Genomic DNA, 19,884 nt, shown 5'->3' with positions numbered 1-19,884 from the left:
CCGCCCCCCCCCCCCCCCGCCGCCGCCGCCCCCACCGGTCGACGTGACGCCGATGCCCGTCAACCCGCCGGTTCTCACACCGCCCGTCGTCGGGCCTGACGCGTCCATCTTCGCCGGTCCGTACCCCGCGGAAGGGGACCGGTGATGCTCACCCGGTTCGTGCGGATCCAGCTGATCGTCTTCCTGGTCGCGTCGGTTCTCGGTGTGTCGGTCATGGCGTTGATCTACATCCAGGCCCCGAGACTTCTCGGTGTCGGGCACACCATCGTGAAACTCGAACTGCCCGTGTCGGGTGGTCTGTACAGATTCAGCAATGTCACGATGCGGGGCGTGCAGATCGGCAGGGTCACCGGACTGGACCTGCAGCCGGACAAGGTTGTGGCGACACTGTCCCTGGACCGCGGAGCCGAGGTGCCCGCTGATGTGCAGGCAAACGTGCGCAGCATCTCGGCGGTCGGCGAACAGTACGTGGACCTCGTGCCTCGCAGCGCCGGAGGCCCTCTGCTGCGCGACAACTCGGTGATCCCGCAGGCCGACGTCACCGTGCCTCAGCAGATAGGTCCGGTGCTGGACCAGGTCAGCGCCCTGTTGGCCACCGTGCCCACGGATCGGCTCGGCAACCTCATCGACGAGACCTATGAAGGTCTGGCAGGTGCGGGATATGACCTGGGGTCATTGATGGACTCGAGTGCCGCGCTGAGCCGAGACTTCGCGGCCGAAAGGGAGACTGCGCGAGCGCTCGTCGACCACTCGGTGCCACTGCTGGACAGCCAGGTTCACAGCACCGACGCCATCCGAACCTGGGCACGTGCACTGGCCGGGGTGACCGAGCAGTTCGCTGCCAACGATCCGGATCTGCGCACCCTGCTCGGCGTCGGTCCGGGCTTCATGCGGGAGGTGTCGACGCTGCTGGCACAGGTCAAGCCGACGCTGCCGGTGCTGCTGGCCAACCTCGCATCCGTCGGTCAGGTCGGTGTCACCTACCGGCCGGGCATCGAACAACTGCTGGTGATGTTGCCACTCACCGCGTCCGGCATCCAGTCGTTCGCGGTGGCGACGAACAACCCGACCGGAATCCCGTTGTCGGACTTCGGGATCAGCATTGCCGACCCGCCCGTGTGCACCGTCGGTTTCCTGCCGCCGTCATCCTGGCGCTCGCCCGCAGACGAAACCGACATCGACACCCCCGACGGGCTCTACTGCAAACTTCCTCAGGATTCGCCGATCAGCGTCCGCGGAGCCCGCAACTCCCCGTGCATGGAACATCCGGGAAAGCGGGCGCCCACGGTGCAGATCTGCAACAGCGACCAGCCCTATCGACCGCTGGCCACCCGCCAGCATGCGCTCGGCCCGTATCCCATCGACCCCAATCTGATCGCGCAGGGCGTTCCGCCGGACAGCAGAGTGACGGAGAACGAGAGAATCTTCGGTCCGATCGAGGGCACACCACTGCCGCCGCCTGCGGGGCCTTCGCCGGGTGAGCCCACGGGGACGCCACCGGGTGAGCCCGCGCCGCCGGTCGCGGTCGTGCCGTACAACCCGAACACCGGACAGTACGTCGGGCCTGACGGCGCGATCTCTTCACAAACCGATCTGGTCGCACCAGCCACCGACTGGGAGCATCTGATGCCACACTGAGGTGTCAGGAGAGCTTGGTCAGCCGAAACGGCATCCGAATCTCAATGGGATACCCGCGGCCACACGCCCCGGGGTCTCCGGTCGTGGTGTCCTCACCGGCGAGGATGGGTGAGCCGGGGGAGGCCTCCGCGCGGTCGATGGGGTAGAACCGGAACAGCTGATGGCCGGTGCCCGTCGAACCGTCCGGGCACTGTTGCCAGGCCTCCAGGGTCCGCCGCAGCCACCACGACTGAGACTGGAACTTCAGGTCCGCCGTCCAGCCCTGATCACTGGTCACCGTCCCGGTGCAGGTTTGGGGATCAGAGCACGAGGACTCGATCGTCCACGTCGACACCACCGTCACCTCGTCGCGGTAGACACCGTCGGTCTTCGCCCAGTCGCCATTGGACACCGCCTGATAGGTGCCGTTGAGTGCCTGATCGGCGGTTTCCGATCCCGCGGTGGGAGCTGACGCGAGCGCAACCGAGGCGCACGTCATCATGCTCACCCAGCCGCATGCGCGCAGTGGCCGACCATTCACGACTCGACCATGGCCGCGATGGTGTCGGCCACGCACGCCGGCCGGTCCGAGCCCTCGACCTCTACGGTGACCCGGACCGTCGCCCGAGCGCCGCGGTCGGTGCGGTCGACCCGCAGGAGTTCGGCGCCCGCGCGGATGCGGGAGTCGACCGGAACCGGTGCGGGAAATCGAATCCTGTCGAGCCCGTAGTTGATCTGCATCGCCAAGCCGGAGACGCGATAGATCTGCTGCACCATGACGGGAACAAGGGACAGCGTCAGGTATCCGTGGGCGATGGTCCTGCCGTACGGCCCGTCCGCGGCCCGCTCGGGATCCACATGGATCCACTGATGATCGCCGGTCGCCTCGGCGAAGAGGTCGATCGCAGTCTGGGTCACCGTCAACCAGCGACTGAAGCCGAGGTGTTCCCCGACGTGCGCCTCGAAGGCGGCGATGCCGTCGTAGACCACCGGTCCGGCGGGCGCCTGCGTCATGCCGGCACGCGAATGTCGAGCAGTCCCATGGCATTGCCGCCCATGATCTTTGCCTTGTCGTCCTCTGAGATGCCCACAAGTCGGTCGACGAAGCTCAGCGGATCGCCGATGCCCTCGGGATGCGGGAAGTCCGACCCGAACAACACGTGGTCGGCGCCCATGATGTCCACGACACCCTTGACGTCATCCTCCAGGAACGGATGGATGTAGACGTTGCGCTTGAACACCTGCACCGGGTGCTCGTCGAACTCCTTCGGCATGATGCGCTGGGCGCGGTCCAACTGGTCGAGGAGCCCCCTGACCCAGCCGCTGCCGTTCTCGACACAGAGCAGCTTCAAGTCCGGAAACCTGGTGAGCGCACCGTGGCAGATCATCGCGGCCATGGTGTCCTCGATCGCGCGATGCCCCATCACGACTTCACGCAGCGCGCTCGGCTTGAAGGACAGGTACTCGTCACCGCCCTCCCATTCCATCAGGTGTTTCTGGTATCCGCTGTCGGAGGCGTGCATGGTGACCGGAATGCCGGCCTTGACCACCTCCTCCCAGAACGGGTCGAACTCGGGCAGGCCCATCGACCGGGATCCGCCGAATCGGCTCGGAACGGGGGCGGGCCGGACGAGGAAGGTCTTCATGTTCCGCTCGAGGCACCAATGCAGTTCCTCGATCGCCTTGTCGACCAGTGCCAGGGTGATCACCGGTGTGGCGAAGATGCGGCCCTCATAGTCGAATGTCCAGTGCTCATACATCCATTCGTTGAGAGCATGGATGATCGCATGTGTCAGCACGACGTCATCGGTGGTGCGCTCCTCGATGAGGCTGGCCAGCGTGGGGTACATGACGCAGCGGTCGATGCCGAGTTCGTCCATCAACGCCACCCGGGGCTCGGGAGCCTGGTAGGCGGGAATCACATCCATCGCCTCGCCGACGAACTCGCGGAATGTCAACCCCTCCGGGTTGTTTCCCAGGAAGTAATCCTCGGCGCTTCCCGGCCTGGCGACGCGGGCGAATGTCGGGTTCGGGATCATGTGGCTGATGTGGTCCTTTACCACAAGCTTGGGACGCCCGTTGACCTCGACGTACCCGACCTTACCCCGGTGCTCGCGGGGGAGGTGCTTCGTCAGCGCGTCCTCGGTCTCGTACATGTGATTGTCGATGTCGAAGACCGGGTAGGGAAGTGAGCGCGGAGACATGGGCTTTCCTCCTGGGAACTGCGGATATGCGCATTTACGCTGAGCGTAAACCGACGTTATCACTATCGCTTGGCAACATCCAGAAGATGGGTGGCGGCACTGCGTTCGGTCCACGTGTCGATGATGTCGGCGGACGTGGTGACGGTCGCAAGCAGCGCGAGCGTGTTGTCGATCACCGAGTCGGCATACTCCCGCGGGACCCCGGCGACGGCATCCCTGGGCAGAACGAACTGATACCCGCGGTTGACCGCGTCCATCACGAAGTTGGTGATCGCGACGTTCACCGAAACACCCACGCCGACAATGGTTTGAATGCCCAGGTTTCGCAGCACAGGATCCAGGTCGGTCCCGGTCATCGGACCCAGGCCGTGTGTTCGGGTGAGCACCAGATCGCTGGAGGCGGGGTTGAGTTCCGGCAGAACCGACGTCGCGGGCGTGCCAGGGCTCAGATCCACCCCGAATGACTTCCCCGCGGCGAACAGTCGCGCGTTGGTGTTCGACCCCCGGCCGTCGGGCCTGCGGGTCACGAGGCAGTGCACGACGGTGGCGCCGACTGACCGGGCCGCCGCCAGGAGGGCGGCGATGTTCGGGATCGCCTCCCGTCGCGCCTCGTCGGCGAGCATCGGGAGACCGGCTTCTGGGCCCACCACACCACCCTGACACTCCTGGGTGACGATTGCCGTCGTCTCGATGTCGAGCAGATCTGCAAGCGAGGGCTGCGGCATGAGAACAGACGTTATCGTCTGTGCGGAAGGGATTCCAGAGAACGAGAAGACGGGGTGCGGGCGCCTCGGCGGTCAGGTCCCGATGAACTCCTTGGCGAATGCCCTGGCGTGTTCGATGACCTCCGCACGGTCCTGACCTTCGGGTGCCACGGTCAGCCACGTGACACCCGCACTGACCAGACGGTCGATCACGGAGTGACGCTCGTCAGTGCTTCGGCTGTCGGCCAACATGTTCCCCGCGGAGAAGCAGATGTCGAGGTGCTCGGTTCGTCCGATCTGGGCCGCATAGGACCTCGCCCATCCGATTGCGGCCTCGAATTCGTCCAGCGTGGAGATCTCAGCCGTACGCGATGCGCTCGCGTATCCGAACGTGTTGAAGGGCGCCCAGCCCTGACCGCGATGCACCGCCCGCTTGATGGCCGCGCGACTGTTTCCGCCGACCCACACCGGCGGCGGGGCGGCCGGCACGGGCCGCAGGCGGACCCCCCGGGCCGCGAAGGTGCTGCCCGCGTAGGCCACATCGGCACCCGACAGAACCTTGTCCAGCACGTCCAGCGCCTCGTCGAGGCGCATCCCGCGCTCATCGAAATCAGCCCCCAGCGCGCGAAATTCCGGCTTCAGATATCCGGCCGCGGTGCCCAGGATGAGCCGCTCGCCGGAAAGAACGTGCAGGCTCTGGATCTGCTTGGCACCCAGCAGCGGATTCCGGTATCCGGCGATGTACACGTTCGTCAGCAGTCTGACGGTCGACGTCGCCGCCGCGGCGAATGACAGTGCCACGAAGGGGTCCAGGGCGTGGTGGCCGCCGTGGTCCAGCCACTTCGTGTCCGGTGCCGGATGATCGGTGACGTGGACCGCCCCGTATCCACAGGCCTCTGCGGCCCGCGCCACCTCCGCGATGGCCTCGGCCGAGACGAACTCGGATTCCGCGTCCACCCGGTGGGTGGGCAGTTCGAGCGAGTAGGCGACGGTCACAATGCTCCCTTCACGACGATCCCTTCACGACGATCTGAGCCAGGCGTTGCGCGTGCTCCTCGGGACTTCCGAAGGTCAGTTCGGTGGCCTTGGCACGCCGCATATACAGGTGCGCGTCGTGCTCCCAGGTGAATCCGATGCCGCCGTGCACGCGCATGTTGTCGAGCGCCACCGCCACATAGGCCTCCGACGCGGCCATTTTGGCTACGGAGGCGGTGACGGCGAGCCCGTCGTCGTCGGCCACCCCGTCCGCGACGGAAGCCGCCTGTTCCACAGCTGAACGCGCACCCTCGACCAGCACAAGCATGTCGGCGCAGCGATGCTTGACCGCTTGGAAACTCCCTATCGGGCGGCCGAACTGAATGCGATCGCGGGCGTATCCGACGGCCATGTCCAGGCAACGCTGTGCGCCTCCGAGCTGCTCGGCGGCCAGCGCGACCAGCGCCAGCTGGCTGGCGTGTTCCAGACTCGGCGCGGCTCCGCCATCGGCTCCGATGAGCCGGGCCGGCGTGCTGTCGAAGCTCACCCGCGCCACCCGGCGGGTCCGGTCGAGACCGGCGAGGGGCTGCCGTGACAGCCCGGTCACATCCGCTTCCACGGCGAACAACGACAGCCCCGCCTCGGTCCGCGCGGCGGCCAGGAGGACGTCGCAGCTGTGGCCGTCGATCACCAGAGCGGCCTCCCCGCTGAGGTGGGGCGTGCCGCCTGCGTACTCCGCCGTCAGGGTCACGGTTTCCGGCGCCCAGGGTCCGAGTGCTCCGTTCAGGATCACCGTCGCGGTGCGGGAGCCGTCGAGAAACGGCGGGACCAGGTCCGCCATCGCCTCGCGGTCGCCGCTGGAGAGGACGGCCTGAACCGCGAGGCCCACCGTGGCGAAGAGCGGCGAGCACAACAGTGCCGCCCCCGCCTCTTCGAAAACCACGGTGAGTTCGGTCATTCCGGCCCCGGCGCCGCCCCACTCCTCGGGCACCGCAATGCCGCTGAGGCCCAGTTCGCCGCAGATGTCCCGCCACAGGGCGTCGTCGAAGCCGCGTTCGGACACCATGGCCTCGCGGACGTGCGTGCTGGTGGATCTGCTCTGCAGGAAGCTTCTGACGACACCGCGAAGTTCGTCACGTTCACTGACGGCCACGTGGGGCCTCCGAGCACGGGATGGTCATTACCGAACGAGGATAGTATGTTTTCTGAAATCGGAGAATACCGATTCTCGCGAGAAGGAGCGCACCATGACGGCGAAACTCGATTACGGGATCTTCGACTGCGACACCCACTGCTACGAGACACGGGATGCCTTTACGCGGTATCTGCCCAAGGAGTTTCACGATCGCACCATCGCGCCGATCCGGACGGCCGACGGCCAGGAGGTGATCCTCGCCGGGCATCGCGTCGCGACCTTCAACAGCGAGGCCGGATTGGGTTTCGACCTTGCGTACCGTCCGGGCTCCCTCAAGGAGATGCTCAAGCAGATGGGCTCGGGCAACCCCGACGAGACCTACGAACCGCAGCCCATGCAGCCGGAGTACCTCGAACGCGAGCCCCGGCTGAAGGTGATGGCGCAGCAGAACGTCGAACGCGCCGTGATCTTTCCCGCCGGAATGGCGCTGGCCTGCGAGCACTATGTCGATGACACCGAGGCCCTGTATGCGAATCTGCGCTCGTTCAACCGCTGGTTCGACGAGACCTGGGGGTTCAACCACCAGGACCGGCTCTACGCGACGGCCCTTCTGTCACTGCGCGACCTCGACTCGGCGATCGCGGAGACCGAGGCCATCATCGACCAGGGCGCTCGGATGGTCCTGCTGCCGACCGGCCCGGCGTACGGACGCTCACCCGGCGACCCCCACTTCGACCCGGTGTACGCGCGGCTGCAGGAGGCGGGGTGCACCCTGGTCTTCCATATTCAGCCCTACTGGTACTTCAACGCCATCTCGCCGGCGTGGGGACACAATCCCGACCCTGCCGCATGGCACATGTCGGCCTGGCAGTGGATGAACATCTATGGTCAGCGCCCTATCGAGGACACGCTGTCGGCCCTGATCTTCGACAACCTGTTCGGCCGGTTCCCCGGACTCAAGGTGCTGGTCGCCGAACACGGCGCCGAATGGGTGCCGCAGTTTCTGGTGCACATGGACAAGAGCCGGGGGATGGGGCGCAACGGTCCCTGGATCGGGGGCAGGCTCACCGAACGGCCGTCGGAGATCTTCCGCAGGCACATCGGTGTCGTGCCCTATCCCGAGGACGACATCCCGGCGATCGTCGAACGCCTCGGCTACGACGACTGCCTGCTGATGGGTTCGGACTACCCGCATGCGGAGGGACTCGCCGAACCCGCGGACTTCGTCAAACTGCTGGATCCGCTTGACGATGGTGCGAAACGGCGCATCATGCGCGACAACGCCGTCGAGTTGTTGCGCCGGGGCTGACGGTCGGTGGACGCCCCCCTCCTCGACGTCGACCTGGTCCTCGTCCGTGAGTCGGCCCGCGACTTCCTCACGCGGCGTGGTCAACAGGACTCACTGGCCGACCTCGCGGCCCTGGACTGGCTCGGACTTCTGGTCGGCGAGGAGTTCGGCGGCACGGGATGGATGCCCGTCGAGGCGGCCGTGATCGCCGAAGAGCTGGGGCGCGCGGGCGACCTGTCGGCGTGGCTGGGCGGCACCGTCGCCGCCGCGGCCCTGTCGACGGCTCCGGTCGAGTACCGGACACAGTGGCTGCCTCGCGTGCTCGACGGCACCGCACGCGCAGCGGTCGCCGTCGCCGGGGACACAGTTCGCATCGCCGGGGCGGACCAGGTCGACATCCTCGTCACCGTCGGCGCCGACGGCGTCGGCGTCGTCGATCTCTCGACGGCCATCCGCTGCCACGACGAGGACGTGCTCGACGTGCAACGTCCCGTGTGGCGGGTGTCGCTGGGCGACTCGGCGCCCGTACGGATCGGCCCTCCCGCGCGGGCCCAAGAACTGCTGGCCGCCGCAGGGGTGCTGCTGGCAGCGGACTCGGTGGGGGCCGCGGCCGCGACGCTGTCCCGGCTGACCAGCCACCTCCGAGATCGTCGGGCGTTCGGTGCGCCCATCGCCAGCTTCCAGGCAGTCCAGCACCGCCTCGTGGACCTCCTGATGTTCGAGGTCAAAGCGCGCGCCATTGTGATGAAGGCGGCCCGTGCGCTGGCCGGCGGCGATCCGCAGGCGGTGACGCTGTCGGCGGTGGCGCACGCGTTCGTCACGGCGCACGCCACGGCGGCGGTCGATGAGTGCATGCAGCTGTCCGGGGGGATCGGCTTCACCTGGGAGTACCCGCTGCATCACGAGCTGCGCCGGGTGTTCACCAACGGCCATCTGCTGAAGTCAGTACGGGACAGCCGCGGTCAGCTCGCGGGGATGTGGGGATGGTGAGCCCGATGACCGAGCGCCCCAGCGCAGCACAGCTCACGGAATTCCGCAGCGATGTACGCGATTTCATCGCTGCACACGCTCCGCCCATCGAGGCGCGGGAGGGGCGACGCGCACCGGAGACTCCCGAACAGGAGACGATGCTGCGGCAATGGTTCGCAGGCCTCTTCGGCGCCGGGTTCGTCGGGGCCGACTGGCCGCCCGAGTACGGGGGCCGCGCCGACCATCACCCCCTGCACGACCGCATAGTGAGCGAAGAGATCCTGCGAGCACGGGCCCCGCGCCCCATCGATCAGGTCAACCTGGCCGCCCATGTGCTGTTGCATTTCGGGTCCGACGCACAGAAGCGCACCCTGCTGCCGCCGATCCGGCGCAGTGAGCACATCTGGTGCCAACTGCTCAGTGAGCCCGACGCCGGAAGCGATATCGCGGCCGTGCGCACCCGCGCGGTCAGAACCCCCCGGGGGACGTGGGTCGTCGACGGGCAGAAGACCTGGATCACCGACGCGCATTGGGCGGACATGGGCCTGGCGCTGATCCGCACCGACCCGGGGTCGGCACGCCACCACGGACTCTCGGTGTTCACGGTGCCTCTGACGGCCCCGGGTGTCGAGATACGGCCGATCCGCACCATCGGTGACGCCGTCGAGGTCAACGAGGTGTTCCTGACCGGCGTCGAGTTGACCGACGACGACCTGGTCGGGAGCGCGGGCCAGGGTTGGGCCGTCATCATGGCCGGTCTGGACTTCGAACGCTTCGGTATCGGCGGCAACGTCGTGCTGTTGGAGCTGCTCATCGATGATCTCGTGACCGTTGCCCGCCAAGGCCGAGTGGACGGCGCGTGCGCGCTGCGGAAAGACGACATCCGCCTCACGGTGGCCGAGTTGGCGGTCGAGGTCGAGGTGGCCAAGGCGTTCATCGACGACCACGTCGAACGGATGGTCTCTGGGACTGAACAACCGGGCGACGGTTCGATCGCCAAACTCAGCTTCGCCGAGACGTATCACCGTGTTTCCGCCTACGGCGCCGAACTGGCGGCTACGGTGGTTCTCGATCCGGCCGATACGGAGGCCAGGAGGGCCAAGCAGCGTCTGCGCGAATGTTGGCTCTGGTCACGTGCTTACACGGTGTCCGGGGGAAGCTCTGAGATGATGCGCAACATTCTGGCCAAACGACGCCTGCTGCTGCCGAGTCAGTGAGGGGCGAGTGGAGGCACGCGGTGACCGAGGGTGACACCTATTGGGACCTCGTGGCCCGCGCGGCGGACGCCCACCCGGACCGCACCGTGCTCCTCGACGACTTCGGTCGCACCCTGACGAACGTCCAACTGCGCGACAAGGCCCAGCGCACCGCGGCGGGGCTGGCCCGATATGGAATTCGGGCGGGCACCGTGGTGTCCTGGCAGTTGCCGACAACCCTGGAGACCATGGTGGTCATGGTGGCGCTGGCCCGGCTCGGTGCGGTCCAGAACCCCATCCTTCCGATCTGGCGGCACAGCGAAGTCGGTTATGTCACTGCACAACTGGGCACCGAAGTGTTGCTGGTCCCCGGCCGGTGGCGTGGTTTCGACCACTTGGCGCTGGCCGAAGGTCTGGCGGCCGAACGGCCGATGGCGGTGCTGGTCATCGATCACGAGACACCCGTCGCCGACGGCCTCCGGCTGCCCAGCGGCGACCCCGAGTCCCTGCCGGCCCCCGAGCGTGACCCTGGCTCGGCACGGTGGATCTACTACTCCTCGGGCACGACCGCGGCCCCCAAGGGCATCCGGCACAGCGACCGTTCGGTGATCGCCGGATCCGCGGGCGTGGTGGGAATGGTCGGGGCGTCGAGTGACGACGTCAACCCGATCGCCTTCCCGGTCTCGCACATCGGCGGCGCGGCGATGTTGGCTGCGAGCCTGCTGACCGGAATGCGGCTGGTGCTCTTCGACTCCTTCGACCCCGAGCACACGCCGAAGGCGATGGCCGCCCATCGCCCGACGCTTCTGGGCACAGCGACGCCGTTCTTCGTCGCATTCATGGCAGCGCAGCGTAACCACGGCCGACAACGCCTGTTTCCGGACCTTCGGGGCTGTGTCGGCGGGGGCGCACCCATTACGGCTGAACTGGGCCAGCAGGTGCGTCAGACGCTGGCCGTCGCAGGTGTCGCCAACGCTTGGGGTCTGACGGAGTTCCCCGTGGCGACATCGCCGGCCCCCGATGGCCCACCGGACGTGCTCGACCACACCGTCGGCCGACCTGTCGCCGGCGTCTCGGTGCGCGTGGTCGACGACCACGGGCATCCGGTGCGGCAGGGGCAGGAGGGGGAGCTGAGGCTCAAAGGCCCACAATGTTTCCTCGGCTACGTCGACGATGCGGCGAACGCTTTGGCCTTCGACGCCGAGGGGTGGTTCCGCACCGGGGACCGCGGACGCATCGACGACGATGGCAATGTGGTGGTGACGGGACGGATCAAGGACACCATCATCCGCAATGCCGAGAACATCTCGGCGCTCGAACTCGAAGGTGTGCTCGCTTCGCATCCGGGGGTGGCAGACGTCGCCGTCATCGGCGTTCCCGACCCGCGGACCGGAGAACGGGTGTGCGCGGTTGTGGTCCCACATCCAGGGGAGACGGTGTCGCTGGAGGCCCTGGCCGCGCACTGTCGGGCCTGCGGCCTGAGTGCGCAGAAGTCGCCCGAGCGGCTGGAGTTCGTCGAGGAACTGCCGCGCAATCTGACCGGCAAGGTCCTCAAGACCGAACTTCGTGCTCGCTTCGGCCGGCCATGTGCAGAGTCAGATCCCGCTTGACCACCTTGCCGACGGCGTTGCGGGGCAGTGCGTCGACGAACACGACACGAACCGGAACCCGGTAGGGCGTCAGGCGTTCGCGGCACCACGCGATCAGCTGGTCTTCGGTCAGCGCATCGTCGGTTCGAGCCACGAACGCCCACGGCACCTCACCGACACGGTCGTCGGGCATACCGACGACCGCTGCCTCGCGGACCCCGTCGGCCGCCACCAGAACGTCCTCTACGCTGCCGGGAAACACCTTGAGGCCACCCCGGTTGATCATGTCGGACACCCGACCGTCCAGCCACAGGAATCCGTCCTCATCGAGGCTGCCGAGGTCACCGGTGTGAAACCAGCCGTCATCGGTCAACCTGTCGAGGAAACTGGGATCGATCCTGCGCGCCGCGGTGGTCGGCGTCCTGACCATCACCTCGTCGGCGACGACGGCAACGTCGATGCCGGGCAGTGGGCGCCCCACGGATCCCAGCTTCGACTCGCCGTACGTCCTGGCGTCGGAGGCCGACCAGCCGACGACCTCGCCGCCGAGTTCGGTCTGCCCGTAGGAGTTCAGCACCAGGACGCCGAACTTGTCCCGGAACCGGGCCGCCTGACTGGGTGACAGGGGAGCGGTGATGGATCGCACGATCCGAAGTGGCGTCAGGTCGGTCACACTGTCGTCGTGCAGCACCATCGTGAGCGCCGCCGGCGGCAGCACCGTGGACCGCAGCTGATGCCGCTTGACCGCAGCGGCGAACTCGGCCGGCGAGAAGCGGTCGATGAGGACCACGCCGGAACCTGCCCGGAAGGCGAACAGCACCTGATAGATGCCCGCCCACAGCGACAGCGACAACGGGACCAGGTTGGGCATCGGTACTCGGCGGGGTTGCGCGGCTTCGGGTTTGGCTCCGCGCAGGCGTGCCAGCAGTCGGTCGATGAGGTCGATCACCGTGCTGTGCAGCAGGGGAACCGGCTTCGGCGGTCCGGTGGTGCCCGAGGTGAACTGCAGGAGTGCGACGTCTTCGTCGTCGTAGCCGGCCGCTTCGGTGGATGGATCCGCGGCCGTGTGCACCGACCACTCCAGCGCGCTGGCCGTTACGACCGGCAGCCCGCACCCGGTGAACCTCGTGGCGAATTCGGGGGTCGTGACCACCGCGACGGGTCGAAGCACCGCAAGCTGCGAGTCCAGTTCGGCGTCGGCTGCGCGCGGGTTGAGCGGTGTGTAGACCCCGTGGGCCCGCCATGTGCCGAACAGCGCGGCCACGGTGGTGGCGGTGTTGGGCAGCATCGCGGCAACCACCCCGCCCCGGGGCAGTCCGACGTCGGCCAGTGTCTGGGCCAGACGGTCAGCGCTGGCGCGAAGTGCGTCTCGCGAGACGTCACCGGCCGGCGAGTACACGGCCGTCTCCGGCAGATCGTCGAGCAGCATCGCCAGGTTCACGAATCACGCTCCAGCGGAAGCCATTCGGGCGTACGTTTGTCGGCGAACGCCGCGGGCCCCTCGTCCTGGTCCGGGTGGCCCCACATTGATGTGAGGTGTGTGGCACCGATTCGGCAGGCGTCCGTCAGACCGTGCTCCAGCGCCCCCCACAGGGCCCGCTTCGTGGCGCGCATCGCGGCCGGCGAGTTCCTCGCGATCCGCTCGGCCAGTTCCTGGGCCGTTTCGCGCAGTCTCTCCGGCGGATCGACGATCTGGCTGATCATGCCAAGTTCGTAGGCACGTTGCGCGCTGAGTCGCTCGTGACTTCCCACCAGCGCCATGCGCAGCACGGCTTCGGCGGGCATCTTGCGCATCAGCGCGATGGTTTCGAGTGCGCTCACGTGACCGATGGACACGTGCGGGTCCACGAAGGTGGCATCCGATGCGGCGATGACGATGTCGGCGTCGGCGACCCAGTGCAGACCCCCGCCGGCGCAGACCCCGTTGACGGCCGTGATGATGGGTTTTCCGACGTTGCAGTGCCATCCGGTCAGCTTGAGGTCCAACGTGTCCAGGGCCTGCTGAAACTGGAGGACGCCCTCGCCGTCGAGGTCGTCGACGTCGGCGCCCACCTGAAACGCCCGGCCGTTGCCGGTGTGCACGATGACGCGCACCTCCGGATCCTCGTCGAGTTCGGCCCACGCCCTGGGGAACTCGTCGCGCATCACGCTGTCGTAGGCGTTCAGACGGTCGGGGCGGTCGTTGATGATCCACCCCACCGGTCCGCGCCGCTCGACCACGAGTCTGCGATAGGGGGTCTGCTGGCCGGTGGTCATGATGCCTCCACGGTGTGCGGCGTGAGTGGTTGCCAGCGGGGCGGACGTCCCTGTGACAGCGCTCGGATGCCCTCGGTCCGGTCTGGGTGATCGCAGTGCGCCGCCACCACGCGTGCGGCCTGCGCCCTGGCCGCGGTCAGTCCGACCTCAAGCGAGCCCCAGAGCGCCTGCTTCGTGGCACGCAGGGCGGCAGGAGAATTCGAGGCGGCGGCCGCGGCGAGCCGCCCGGCTGTCAAGCGCAGGGCGTCGTCGGCGACCACCTCCGAGACGATCCCGAGTTGGCGGGCACGTTGCGCAGAGATCCGTTCTCCTCTGCCGCACAGCGCCATGCGTGTGATCGCCTCCATGGGTGACTTGCGCAACAGGGTGATGGCCTCATAGGCGACCGCCTGACCCACCGAGACGTGCGGGTCGACGAAGGAGGCGGATTCCGCGGCGATGACGATGTCGGCGTCGGCCACCAGGTGCAGGCCACCCCCGGCACACACGCCGTTGACAGCGGCGATCACGGGTTTCCACACCTCGCAGTGCCACGAGGAGATCTTCAGTTCGGCATCGCGGGTGCGCCGCGAGTGCCTGCGCATGGCGTCTTTGTCACGGGCCACCTGAACCACATCCATCCCGGTGCAGAAGGCCCTGCCGTTCGCGGTGTTGACGATCACGCGGACGTCGGGGTCGGCGTCCAGTTCCGCCCAGGCCGTCTCCAGTTCGTCGAGCATCTGCGAGTCGAACGCGTTGCCGGCCTCGGGGCGGTTCAGGGTCAGCCAGCCGACGCCTTCGGACTTCGACACAACCAGGCGTTGATACGTCGTCATGAGCGCGGAATGTCCTTCCAGGGCTTGCCCTTCCACGGGTCGGGCTCCCTGGGGAGCCCCAGCACCCGCTCACCCAGGATGTTCTTGTTGATGTCGGTGGTCCCGCCCTCGGTGCTGTTGGCCAGGCTTCGCAACCACCCCTGCACCTCGCGGGGCAGGTCGTCCGCGTCGTCAGTCATCGGCCATGCGGTGGCCGCGGTGCCGCACAGATCGACCATCAACTCCTGAATCCGTTGGTTCAGCGTCGCCTGATGCACCTTCCCGATCGAGGCGCCCGGCCCCGGCGACTGCCCGGCCGACAGTGCCGCGCGGACACGCGCGTTGGTCCACCCTCGAATCCGTTCCTGCGCCCACAACCGCATCACCCTGGAGCGCACGACGGGGTCGTCCCATCGGCCGGTCTCCTGCGCCAAGGTGATCAGCCTGTCCGCACCGGCCCCACCGAGCCTGCCCATGCCGCCGGACCCGGATCCTGAGACCATCTGCCGTTCGGACGACAGCGTCGACGCACTGACGCGCCAGCCGTCGTTGAGGTCGCCGACGCGGTGTGCGTCCGGAATGCGCGCACCGTCGAGGAACACCTCGTTGAATTCGGCTTCGCCGGTGATCTGTCGCAGTGGCCGCACGTCCACCCCCGGCTGGTGCATATCGAGCAGGAAGTAGGTGATGCCGCGGTGCTTGGGCACATTCGGGTCAGTGCGGGCCAGCAGTATCGCGAAGTCCGCCTCGTCGGCCCACGTGGTCCAGACTTTCTGGCCGGTGACCACCCAGTCGCCATCCCCGTCTTCAGCACCGTCGCGCACGGCCCTGGTGGCCAGCGACGCGAGGTCCGAACCCGCACCGGGTTCGCTGAACAACTGGCACCACTTCTCCTCATTCCGCACGATCGGTGGCAGGAACCGCCGGCGCTGCTCCTCAGTGCCATGACTGAAGAGCGCGGCGGCGGCGTTGTTGAGGCCCAGGGGATTCAGCCGCGTGAGTCGCAGCGGCGCCAGGACGCGTTCAATCGCGCGCGCGACATCGTTTCCGACGCCCATCCCGCCGTGCTCGGGCAACCACGTCGGCACGACCAGACCCGACGCGGCGAACTCCGGATACCAGGCCCGGTAGTCGTCGGGGCTGCGGACGGCGCGAAGGGCCTGCGGCCCCTCTGCGGCGGCAGTGCGCCACGTGTGCGGCACCACGTCACGAACCCAGCGCTCGACTTCGGCCACCGCGTCGTCCGGTGTCGAGGAGCCGTCGATCCTGAGCACCGTCATCGACCCTCGAAGTGCGGCTCACGCTTGTCCCGGAAGGCGGCCAGGCCCTCCTTGAAGTCGTCACTGCGGCTGGACAATTCCAGTGCGAGGGCTTCGTTCTGCAGATGCCGGTCGAGGTCGAGACCATGGCCACTGTGAAGCAGCCACTTTGTCAGACCCAGGGCGACGGTCGGTGCACTGCTGAGGTGTGTGACCAGCGCGTCCGCGGCTTCGTCGAGGCGGTCGTCGTCGTGCGCTTCGTGGACGATGCCCCACTCAGCGGCCGTCGCACCCGAGAGTTCCTGTCCCAGCAGCAGCAGTCGGCGGGTGCGCACGAAACCGACGAGACGGGGGAGCAGCCACGCGGCACCGCTGTCGGGCGTGAACCCTCTCGCCATGAACGGCTCCCACAGCCGTGCATCCGAGGCCACCAGGCAGAAGTCGGATGCCAGCGCCATGTGGAAGCCGAGCCCGGTGGCCCAACCGCGCACCACCGTCACGATCGGCACCTGGGTCTCGAGCATGAGCGTCACCAGCCGGTTGGCTTTGTGCGGCAGGCGGCGCTGCGTGCTGCCGACGCGTGGCCGACGGTCGCTGCGGGCGTTCCTGGCGATCAGGTCCGACCCTGCGCAGAAGTCCGGGCCGGCCGCAGCGATTCGGATCACGCGCACGGACTCGTCGGTGCCGGCCTGGGCGAGATGGCCGATCATGGCGTCGACCATGCCGTCGTCGACGGCGTTGCGCCGCTCGGCCCGATCGAGCGTCAGGTGCAGGACCGGCCCCATCTGTCGGGCCGTCAGTCCGGGAACACTCTGATACTCCATCGTCGTTCAGCGCCCCTCGAACTGGGCCGAGAGCACTGTCAGCAGATCGGCCAGGTTGGCCGCTCCCGCGGGGGGATCCGGCAGCCGCACCGGGCCTGACTTCCGGCTTGGCAGGAGGATTGTGGCGTGCCCGGGAGCCGTGACCTCGCCCCGGTGGTTCGTCGCCGCGAGGTCGACATCGACTGCGCACCGTTGGCCCTCTGCGACGTACTTGCGCACCACCGTCCCGGTGATGGTGTGCAGGTCTCCCACGTAGTTGAACAGTCTGAACTCGCAGTCGAGCTTCCACAGCCAGGCGTCGTCGCCCATCCAGTCGGTGCACAGGTGGATCAGCCAGGTCTCCCGCATCCGGCCGTAGTCGAATGTGGTCGGGTTGCCGACTTCCCGCGCCGCCTCGGGTTCCCAGTGCACGCGTTGTGCGACGTCGGGGACGCCGTGTTCATTGGGTGTGTAGAACCGCGGGATGCGCTGCCGGTTCACCCACGCCAGCCTCAGAGGGCGCACCCCGTAGACTCCCGTCCCCATACCCACGTGCCAACACACCATGTCCGTGACGGTCAACGGTCCCTTGGTCAGCGGTCCGAGCGTGTCGCCCTCCTCGACGTCCTCCCACCACCGCGGCTCGGCCCCGCGCGGTCTCTCGGTTGCGTATTGGCCTGCGATCTCGTCGATCTCGTCGGGCGTCCAGGTCTTCAGTTCGATGTCCTTGTACTTGTTTCGCTCCCGGGACGCGCTGCGCTCGGTGCGAGTCATGTTGCGGTACTGGCCGCCCAGGATGGTGCCCTCGTCGTCGCGGTACACCTGTGCGGTCCACTCGTGGACGGCCCTGCCCGCGAACCCGCTGGGTTTGTCGAGGACCGCGACCAGGGCATTGCGGCGGAAGACCCGGCGGTTGGCGCGCAGGGGGGCCCACCATTCGCGAGCGGATCCGGCGTAGAAGGCATGGACACCGCGCAGTGGGTCCCCGCGGGTCAGCGCGCGGTCCTCGGCGGAGAGTTCGGTGACCTCGTCCTCACCGATCAGCGTGTCACCGCCGATGAGTGCCGGGGGAGCGATGGACTCACCCCACACCGTCTTGGCCGCGTACTCCGGATCCGTCCACAGCGGGTTGGCGTCCCCGTAGGACTCGGCCACATGACGAAAGGTGTCCTCATTGGGGCGTCGATGGTGAGGTGGCTGGGGGTGCGGCACCGCGATTCCGATGGTGGACCGCAACCTGGCCAGTCCCTCGTCGGTGATCTGACCCGGCTGCCCCATCCGGTTCCTCCTATGGCCACCCACTTTGGTGAAAATCACGATACCCGAAAAACGGAAACGCCGTTATCGCAAGATGGAGATATGACTGACGACGGTCCGGGGATTGCCCTCCGCCTTGGCGAGGACGGCGTCCAGCGCATCACCATTGATCGACCGGGCGAGGCAAATGCTTTGTCGCCGTTGGACCGTGATGCCCTCACCGATGTCTTTCTGCATGCATCGGGTGATCCATCCGTGCGAGCGGTCCTGCTGCGGGCCGCGGGTGAGCGACATTTCTGCACGGGTGCCGGTCTCGGCCCGCACGCGACCGGACCGAACTCCGAGTCGGGCGGTCAGAACCGGCCGGGGGGCGTCGCCCGCATGCTGCAGCAGGGCTGGCAGCGGTTGATCGGCGCGGTGCTCGACTGCGACAAACCGGTTGTCGCGGCGGTCGGTGGCACCGCCGCCGGAGCCGGTGCGAGCCTGATGCTGGCCTGCGATTTCGTGGTGATGTCCACCGAGGCACGGTTCGTCGCGACCTTCGTGAAACGTGGAATACTGCCTGATTCCGGTGCCATCCACCTGCTCGCCCGGATCGTCGGCCTGCGCCGGGCCACCGAGCTGTTGATGCTCGGCGATCCTGTCGACGCGCTCACCTGTGAGCGTCTGGGCCTGGCCAACCGCGTGGTCGCCCCCCATGAGGTGGACACCATTGCCGAGCAGTTCGCGACACGTCTGGCCGCAGGGCCCACGGTGGCCCTCGGCCTGACGAAGAGACTGTTGACCGTGGCGACCGAGTCGGGACGTGACCGGGCGTTCGAGCAGGAGGCATGGGCGCAGGAGGCGGTGTCGAACACCGCCGACCTGCGCGAGGGCCTGCGGGCCTTCAGCGAACGGCGCGAACCACGCTTCCGCGGATGGTGAGCACAACGGCGAGATCACGCCGGACTGGGCCCGCCCCGAATCGTGAACGAACCCGCGTCGTCGATCTCGTCGATTGACTCGGCGACACGTTCAGCGCTCAGCGCCGGGTCCTCGATGCCCTTGGTGACGCCGATGAACACCCGGGACACCTTCCCGGCCCCCACCGAGTAGATGTGCGCGGTGCGATCACAGCTTCGGTGGGACAGATAGACCACCACCGGGGTCACCAGTTCGGGATCCATCGCCGCGCCCGCATCGCCCATGATCTGCTCTGTCATCCTGGTCCGCGCGATCGGCGCGATGGCGTTGACCGAGATGCCGTTGCGCGCCCCCTCGATGGCCAACACGTGCATCATGCCCACCAGGCCCATCTTCGCCGCGCCATAGTTGGCCTGGCCAAAGTTCCCGAAAAGTCCCGTGCCAGAGGTCGTCTGGACGATTCGGCCATAATCCTGCCCGCGCATCACCGGCCACACCGCACGCGTGACGTTGAAGGCGCCGGTGAGGTGCACGGCGAACACCGCGTCCACCTGCTCGGCAGTCATGTTCTTGAACGCGGCATCCCGCAGTATCCCGGCGTTGTTGACCAGGATGTCGACCCCGCCGAAGGCGTCCATGGCCGTGGCGACGATTGCCTGGGCCCCTTCCTCGGTGGCCACCGAGTCCCCGTTGGCCACCGCGACCCCACCCTCGGCGGTGATCTCATCGACCACAGACTGTGCGGCCTGCGATGTCTGACCCGTTCCGTCCACTCGGGAGCCGAGGTCATTGACCACGACGCGGGCTCCTCGTCGGGCGAGTTCCAGGGCGTGGCAGCGCCCGAGCCCGTTGCCCGCGCCGGTCACAATGGCAACCTGATCATCGAACCTCAGTGAGTCCATTCCAGAGAGGTTACATTTGCATGTGTGAGAATG

At 67.5% G+C, this 19,884-nt stretch carries 19 protein-coding genes; 6 read left to right on the top strand and 13 right to left on the bottom strand.

All coding sequences use genetic code 11. From position 1 onward, the window contains the following. Window positions 1-144: 144 nt before the first annotated feature. The gene (locus tag A5727_RS16100; protein WP_068251336.1) at window positions 145-1,638 is read left to right on the top strand and encodes an MCE family protein; all 1,494 of its coding nucleotides are present in this window, start codon (window positions 145-147) and stop codon (window positions 1,636-1,638) included. 4 nt (window positions 1,639-1,642) lie between these two features. Here A5727_RS16100 and A5727_RS16095 read toward each other — a convergent pair whose 3' ends face one another. The 6 genes from A5727_RS16095 to A5727_RS16070 form a co-directional block, all read right to left on the bottom strand. After that, window positions 1,643-2,158 carry an Rv2253/PknI dimerization domain-containing protein gene (locus tag A5727_RS16095; protein ID WP_231992096.1) on the bottom strand — a complete coding sequence of 172 codons (516 nt, stop codon included), beginning with the start codon at window positions 2,156-2,158 and terminating at the stop codon, window positions 1,643-1,645. After that, window positions 2,155-2,631 (bottom strand): MaoC family dehydratase, encoded by a 477-nt coding sequence (locus A5727_RS16090; RefSeq protein WP_068251330.1) that lies wholly within the window; start codon window positions 2,629-2,631, stop codon window positions 2,155-2,157. The genes A5727_RS16095 and A5727_RS16090 overlap by 4 nt, the downstream gene beginning before the upstream one ends. Beyond that, the gene (locus tag A5727_RS16085; protein ID WP_068251327.1) at window positions 2,628-3,821 is read right to left on the bottom strand and encodes an amidohydrolase family protein; all 1,194 of its coding nucleotides are present in this window, start codon (window positions 3,819-3,821) and stop codon (window positions 2,628-2,630) included. Before A5727_RS16085 ends, A5727_RS16090 begins: the two co-directional genes overlap by 4 nt. 62 nt (window positions 3,822-3,883) lie before the next feature. Further along, complete coding sequence (locus tag A5727_RS16080) at window positions 3,884-4,546, bottom strand: cysteine hydrolase family protein (protein ID WP_068251324.1); 663 nt, start codon at window positions 4,544-4,546, stop codon at window positions 3,884-3,886. A gap of 72 nt (window positions 4,547-4,618) precedes the next feature. Beyond that, on the bottom strand, window positions 4,619-5,521 hold the full coding sequence (locus tag A5727_RS16075) for a TIGR03619 family F420-dependent LLM class oxidoreductase (RefSeq protein ID WP_068251321.1): 903 nt from the start codon (window positions 5,519-5,521) through the stop codon (window positions 4,619-4,621). A 10-nt stretch (window positions 5,522-5,531) separates the two neighbouring features. Then, window positions 5,532-6,653, bottom strand: coding sequence for an acyl-CoA dehydrogenase family protein (locus A5727_RS16070; protein WP_068251318.1), 1,122 nt, complete (start codon window positions 6,651-6,653; stop codon window positions 5,532-5,534). A 94-nt stretch (window positions 6,654-6,747) separates the two neighbouring features. On the opposite strand from A5727_RS16070, the gene A5727_RS16065 reads away from it, so the two are divergent. The 4 genes from A5727_RS16065 to A5727_RS16050 are packed head-to-tail and all read left to right on the top strand — an operon-like array spanning window position 6,748 to window position 11,698. Then, window positions 6,748-7,944, top strand: a complete 1,197-nt coding sequence (locus A5727_RS16065) for an amidohydrolase family protein (protein WP_068251316.1) — start codon at window positions 6,748-6,750, stop codon at window positions 7,942-7,944. A 6-nt stretch (window positions 7,945-7,950) separates the two neighbouring features. Beyond that, window positions 7,951-8,913 (top strand): acyl-CoA dehydrogenase family protein, encoded by a 963-nt coding sequence (locus A5727_RS16060; RefSeq protein WP_068251314.1) that lies wholly within the window; start codon window positions 7,951-7,953, stop codon window positions 8,911-8,913. A 5-nt stretch (window positions 8,914-8,918) separates the two neighbouring features. Then, window positions 8,919-10,109, top strand: coding sequence for an acyl-CoA dehydrogenase family protein (locus A5727_RS16055; protein ID WP_231992095.1), 1,191 nt, complete (start codon window positions 8,919-8,921; stop codon window positions 10,107-10,109). Window positions 10,110-10,129: 20 nt separating this feature from the next. After that, window positions 10,130-11,698, top strand: coding sequence for a class I adenylate-forming enzyme family protein (locus tag A5727_RS16050; protein WP_068251311.1), 1,569 nt, complete (start codon window positions 10,130-10,132; stop codon window positions 11,696-11,698). Here A5727_RS16050 and A5727_RS16045 read toward each other — a convergent pair. Genes A5727_RS16045 through A5727_RS16020 form a run of 6 tightly spaced genes read right to left on the bottom strand, consistent with a single transcriptional unit; the run spans window position 11,640 to window position 18,067 of the window. Next, window positions 11,640-13,118 (bottom strand): class I adenylate-forming enzyme family protein, encoded by a 1,479-nt coding sequence (locus A5727_RS16045; protein ID WP_068251308.1) that lies wholly within the window; start codon window positions 13,116-13,118, stop codon window positions 11,640-11,642. The genes A5727_RS16050 and A5727_RS16045 overlap by 59 nt on opposite strands. Beyond that, window positions 13,115-13,933: an enoyl-CoA hydratase/isomerase family protein gene (locus A5727_RS16040; protein WP_068251306.1), complete on the bottom strand. Its 819-nt coding sequence runs from the start codon at window positions 13,931-13,933 to the stop codon at window positions 13,115-13,117. The genes A5727_RS16045 and A5727_RS16040 overlap by 4 nt, the downstream gene beginning before the upstream one ends. Further along, window positions 13,930-14,748: an enoyl-CoA hydratase/isomerase family protein gene (locus tag A5727_RS16035; protein WP_068251302.1), complete on the bottom strand. Its 819-nt coding sequence runs from the start codon at window positions 14,746-14,748 to the stop codon at window positions 13,930-13,932. Before A5727_RS16035 ends, A5727_RS16040 begins: the two co-directional genes overlap by 4 nt. Then, window positions 14,745-16,007 carry an acyl-CoA dehydrogenase family protein gene (locus A5727_RS16030; protein ID WP_068251299.1) on the bottom strand — a complete coding sequence of 421 codons (1,263 nt, stop codon included), beginning with the start codon at window positions 16,005-16,007 and terminating at the stop codon, window positions 14,745-14,747. Before A5727_RS16030 ends, A5727_RS16035 begins: the two co-directional genes overlap by 4 nt. After that, window positions 16,004-16,810, bottom strand: coding sequence for an enoyl-CoA hydratase/isomerase family protein (locus tag A5727_RS16025; protein ID WP_068251296.1), 807 nt, complete (start codon window positions 16,808-16,810; stop codon window positions 16,004-16,006). Before A5727_RS16025 ends, A5727_RS16030 begins: the two co-directional genes overlap by 4 nt. Before the next feature lie 6 nt (window positions 16,811-16,816). Further along, a complete protein-coding gene (locus tag A5727_RS16020) occupies window positions 16,817-18,067 on the bottom strand; it encodes a hotdog family protein (RefSeq protein ID WP_068251292.1) in 1,251 nt (416 codons plus the stop codon). An 81-nt stretch (window positions 18,068-18,148) separates the two neighbouring features. Here A5727_RS16020 and A5727_RS16015 point away from each other — a divergent pair, with 81 nt between their 5' ends. Continuing rightward, complete coding sequence (locus A5727_RS16015) at window positions 18,149-18,970, top strand: enoyl-CoA hydratase/isomerase family protein (protein WP_068251289.1); 822 nt, start codon at window positions 18,149-18,151, stop codon at window positions 18,968-18,970. Window positions 18,971-18,984: 14 nt separating this feature from the next. Here A5727_RS16015 and A5727_RS16010 read toward each other — a convergent pair whose 3' ends face one another. After that, complete coding sequence (locus tag A5727_RS16010; RefSeq protein ID WP_068251286.1) at window positions 18,985-19,851, bottom strand: SDR family NAD(P)-dependent oxidoreductase; 867 nt, start codon at window positions 19,849-19,851, stop codon at window positions 18,985-18,987. Window positions 19,852-19,884: the final 33 nt, after the last annotated feature.

Source organism: Mycobacterium sp. ACS4331 (genome assembly GCF_001667265.1).
Taxonomy (GTDB): Bacteria; Actinomycetota; Actinomycetes; order Mycobacteriales; family Mycobacteriaceae; genus Mycobacterium.
Note: the sequence above shows the minus strand (reverse complement) of the source record. Positions and strands in the feature narration are given on the sequence as shown.

Coding starts and splice junctions, on each gene's coding strand:
- A5727_RS16100 (WP_068251336.1), top strand. CDS start 145: ATGCTCACCCGGTTCGTGCGGATCCAGCTGATCGTCTTCCTGGTCGCG.
- A5727_RS16090 (WP_068251330.1), bottom strand. CDS start 2,631: ATGACGCAGGCGCCCGCCGGACCGGTGGTCTACGACGGCATCGCCGCC.
- A5727_RS16085 (WP_068251327.1), bottom strand. CDS start 3,821: ATGTCTCCGCGCTCACTTCCCTACCCGGTCTTCGACATCGACAATCAC.
- A5727_RS16080 (WP_068251324.1), bottom strand. CDS start 4,546: ATGCCGCAGCCCTCGCTTGCAGATCTGCTCGACATCGAGACGACGGCA.
- A5727_RS16065 (WP_068251316.1), top strand. CDS start 6,748: ATGACGGCGAAACTCGATTACGGGATCTTCGACTGCGACACCCACTGC.
- A5727_RS16055 (WP_231992095.1), top strand. CDS start 8,919: ATGACCGAGCGCCCCAGCGCAGCACAGCTCACGGAATTCCGCAGCGAT.
- A5727_RS16040 (WP_068251306.1), bottom strand. CDS start 13,933: ATGACCACCGGCCAGCAGACCCCCTATCGCAGACTCGTGGTCGAGCGG.
- A5727_RS16035 (WP_068251302.1), bottom strand. CDS start 14,748: ATGACGACGTATCAACGCCTGGTTGTGTCGAAGTCCGAAGGCGTCGGC.
- A5727_RS16030 (WP_068251299.1), bottom strand. CDS start 16,007: ATGACGGTGCTCAGGATCGACGGCTCCTCGACACCGGACGACGCGGTG.
- A5727_RS16025 (WP_068251296.1), bottom strand. CDS start 16,810: ATGGAGTATCAGAGTGTTCCCGGACTGACGGCCCGACAGATGGGGCCG.
- A5727_RS16020 (WP_068251292.1), bottom strand. CDS start 18,067: ATGGGGCAGCCGGGTCAGATCACCGACGAGGGACTGGCCAGGTTGCGG.
- A5727_RS16015 (WP_068251289.1), top strand. CDS start 18,149: ATGACTGACGACGGTCCGGGGATTGCCCTCCGCCTTGGCGAGGACGGC.
- A5727_RS16010 (WP_068251286.1), bottom strand. CDS start 19,851: ATGGACTCACTGAGGTTCGATGATCAGGTTGCCATTGTGACCGGCGCG.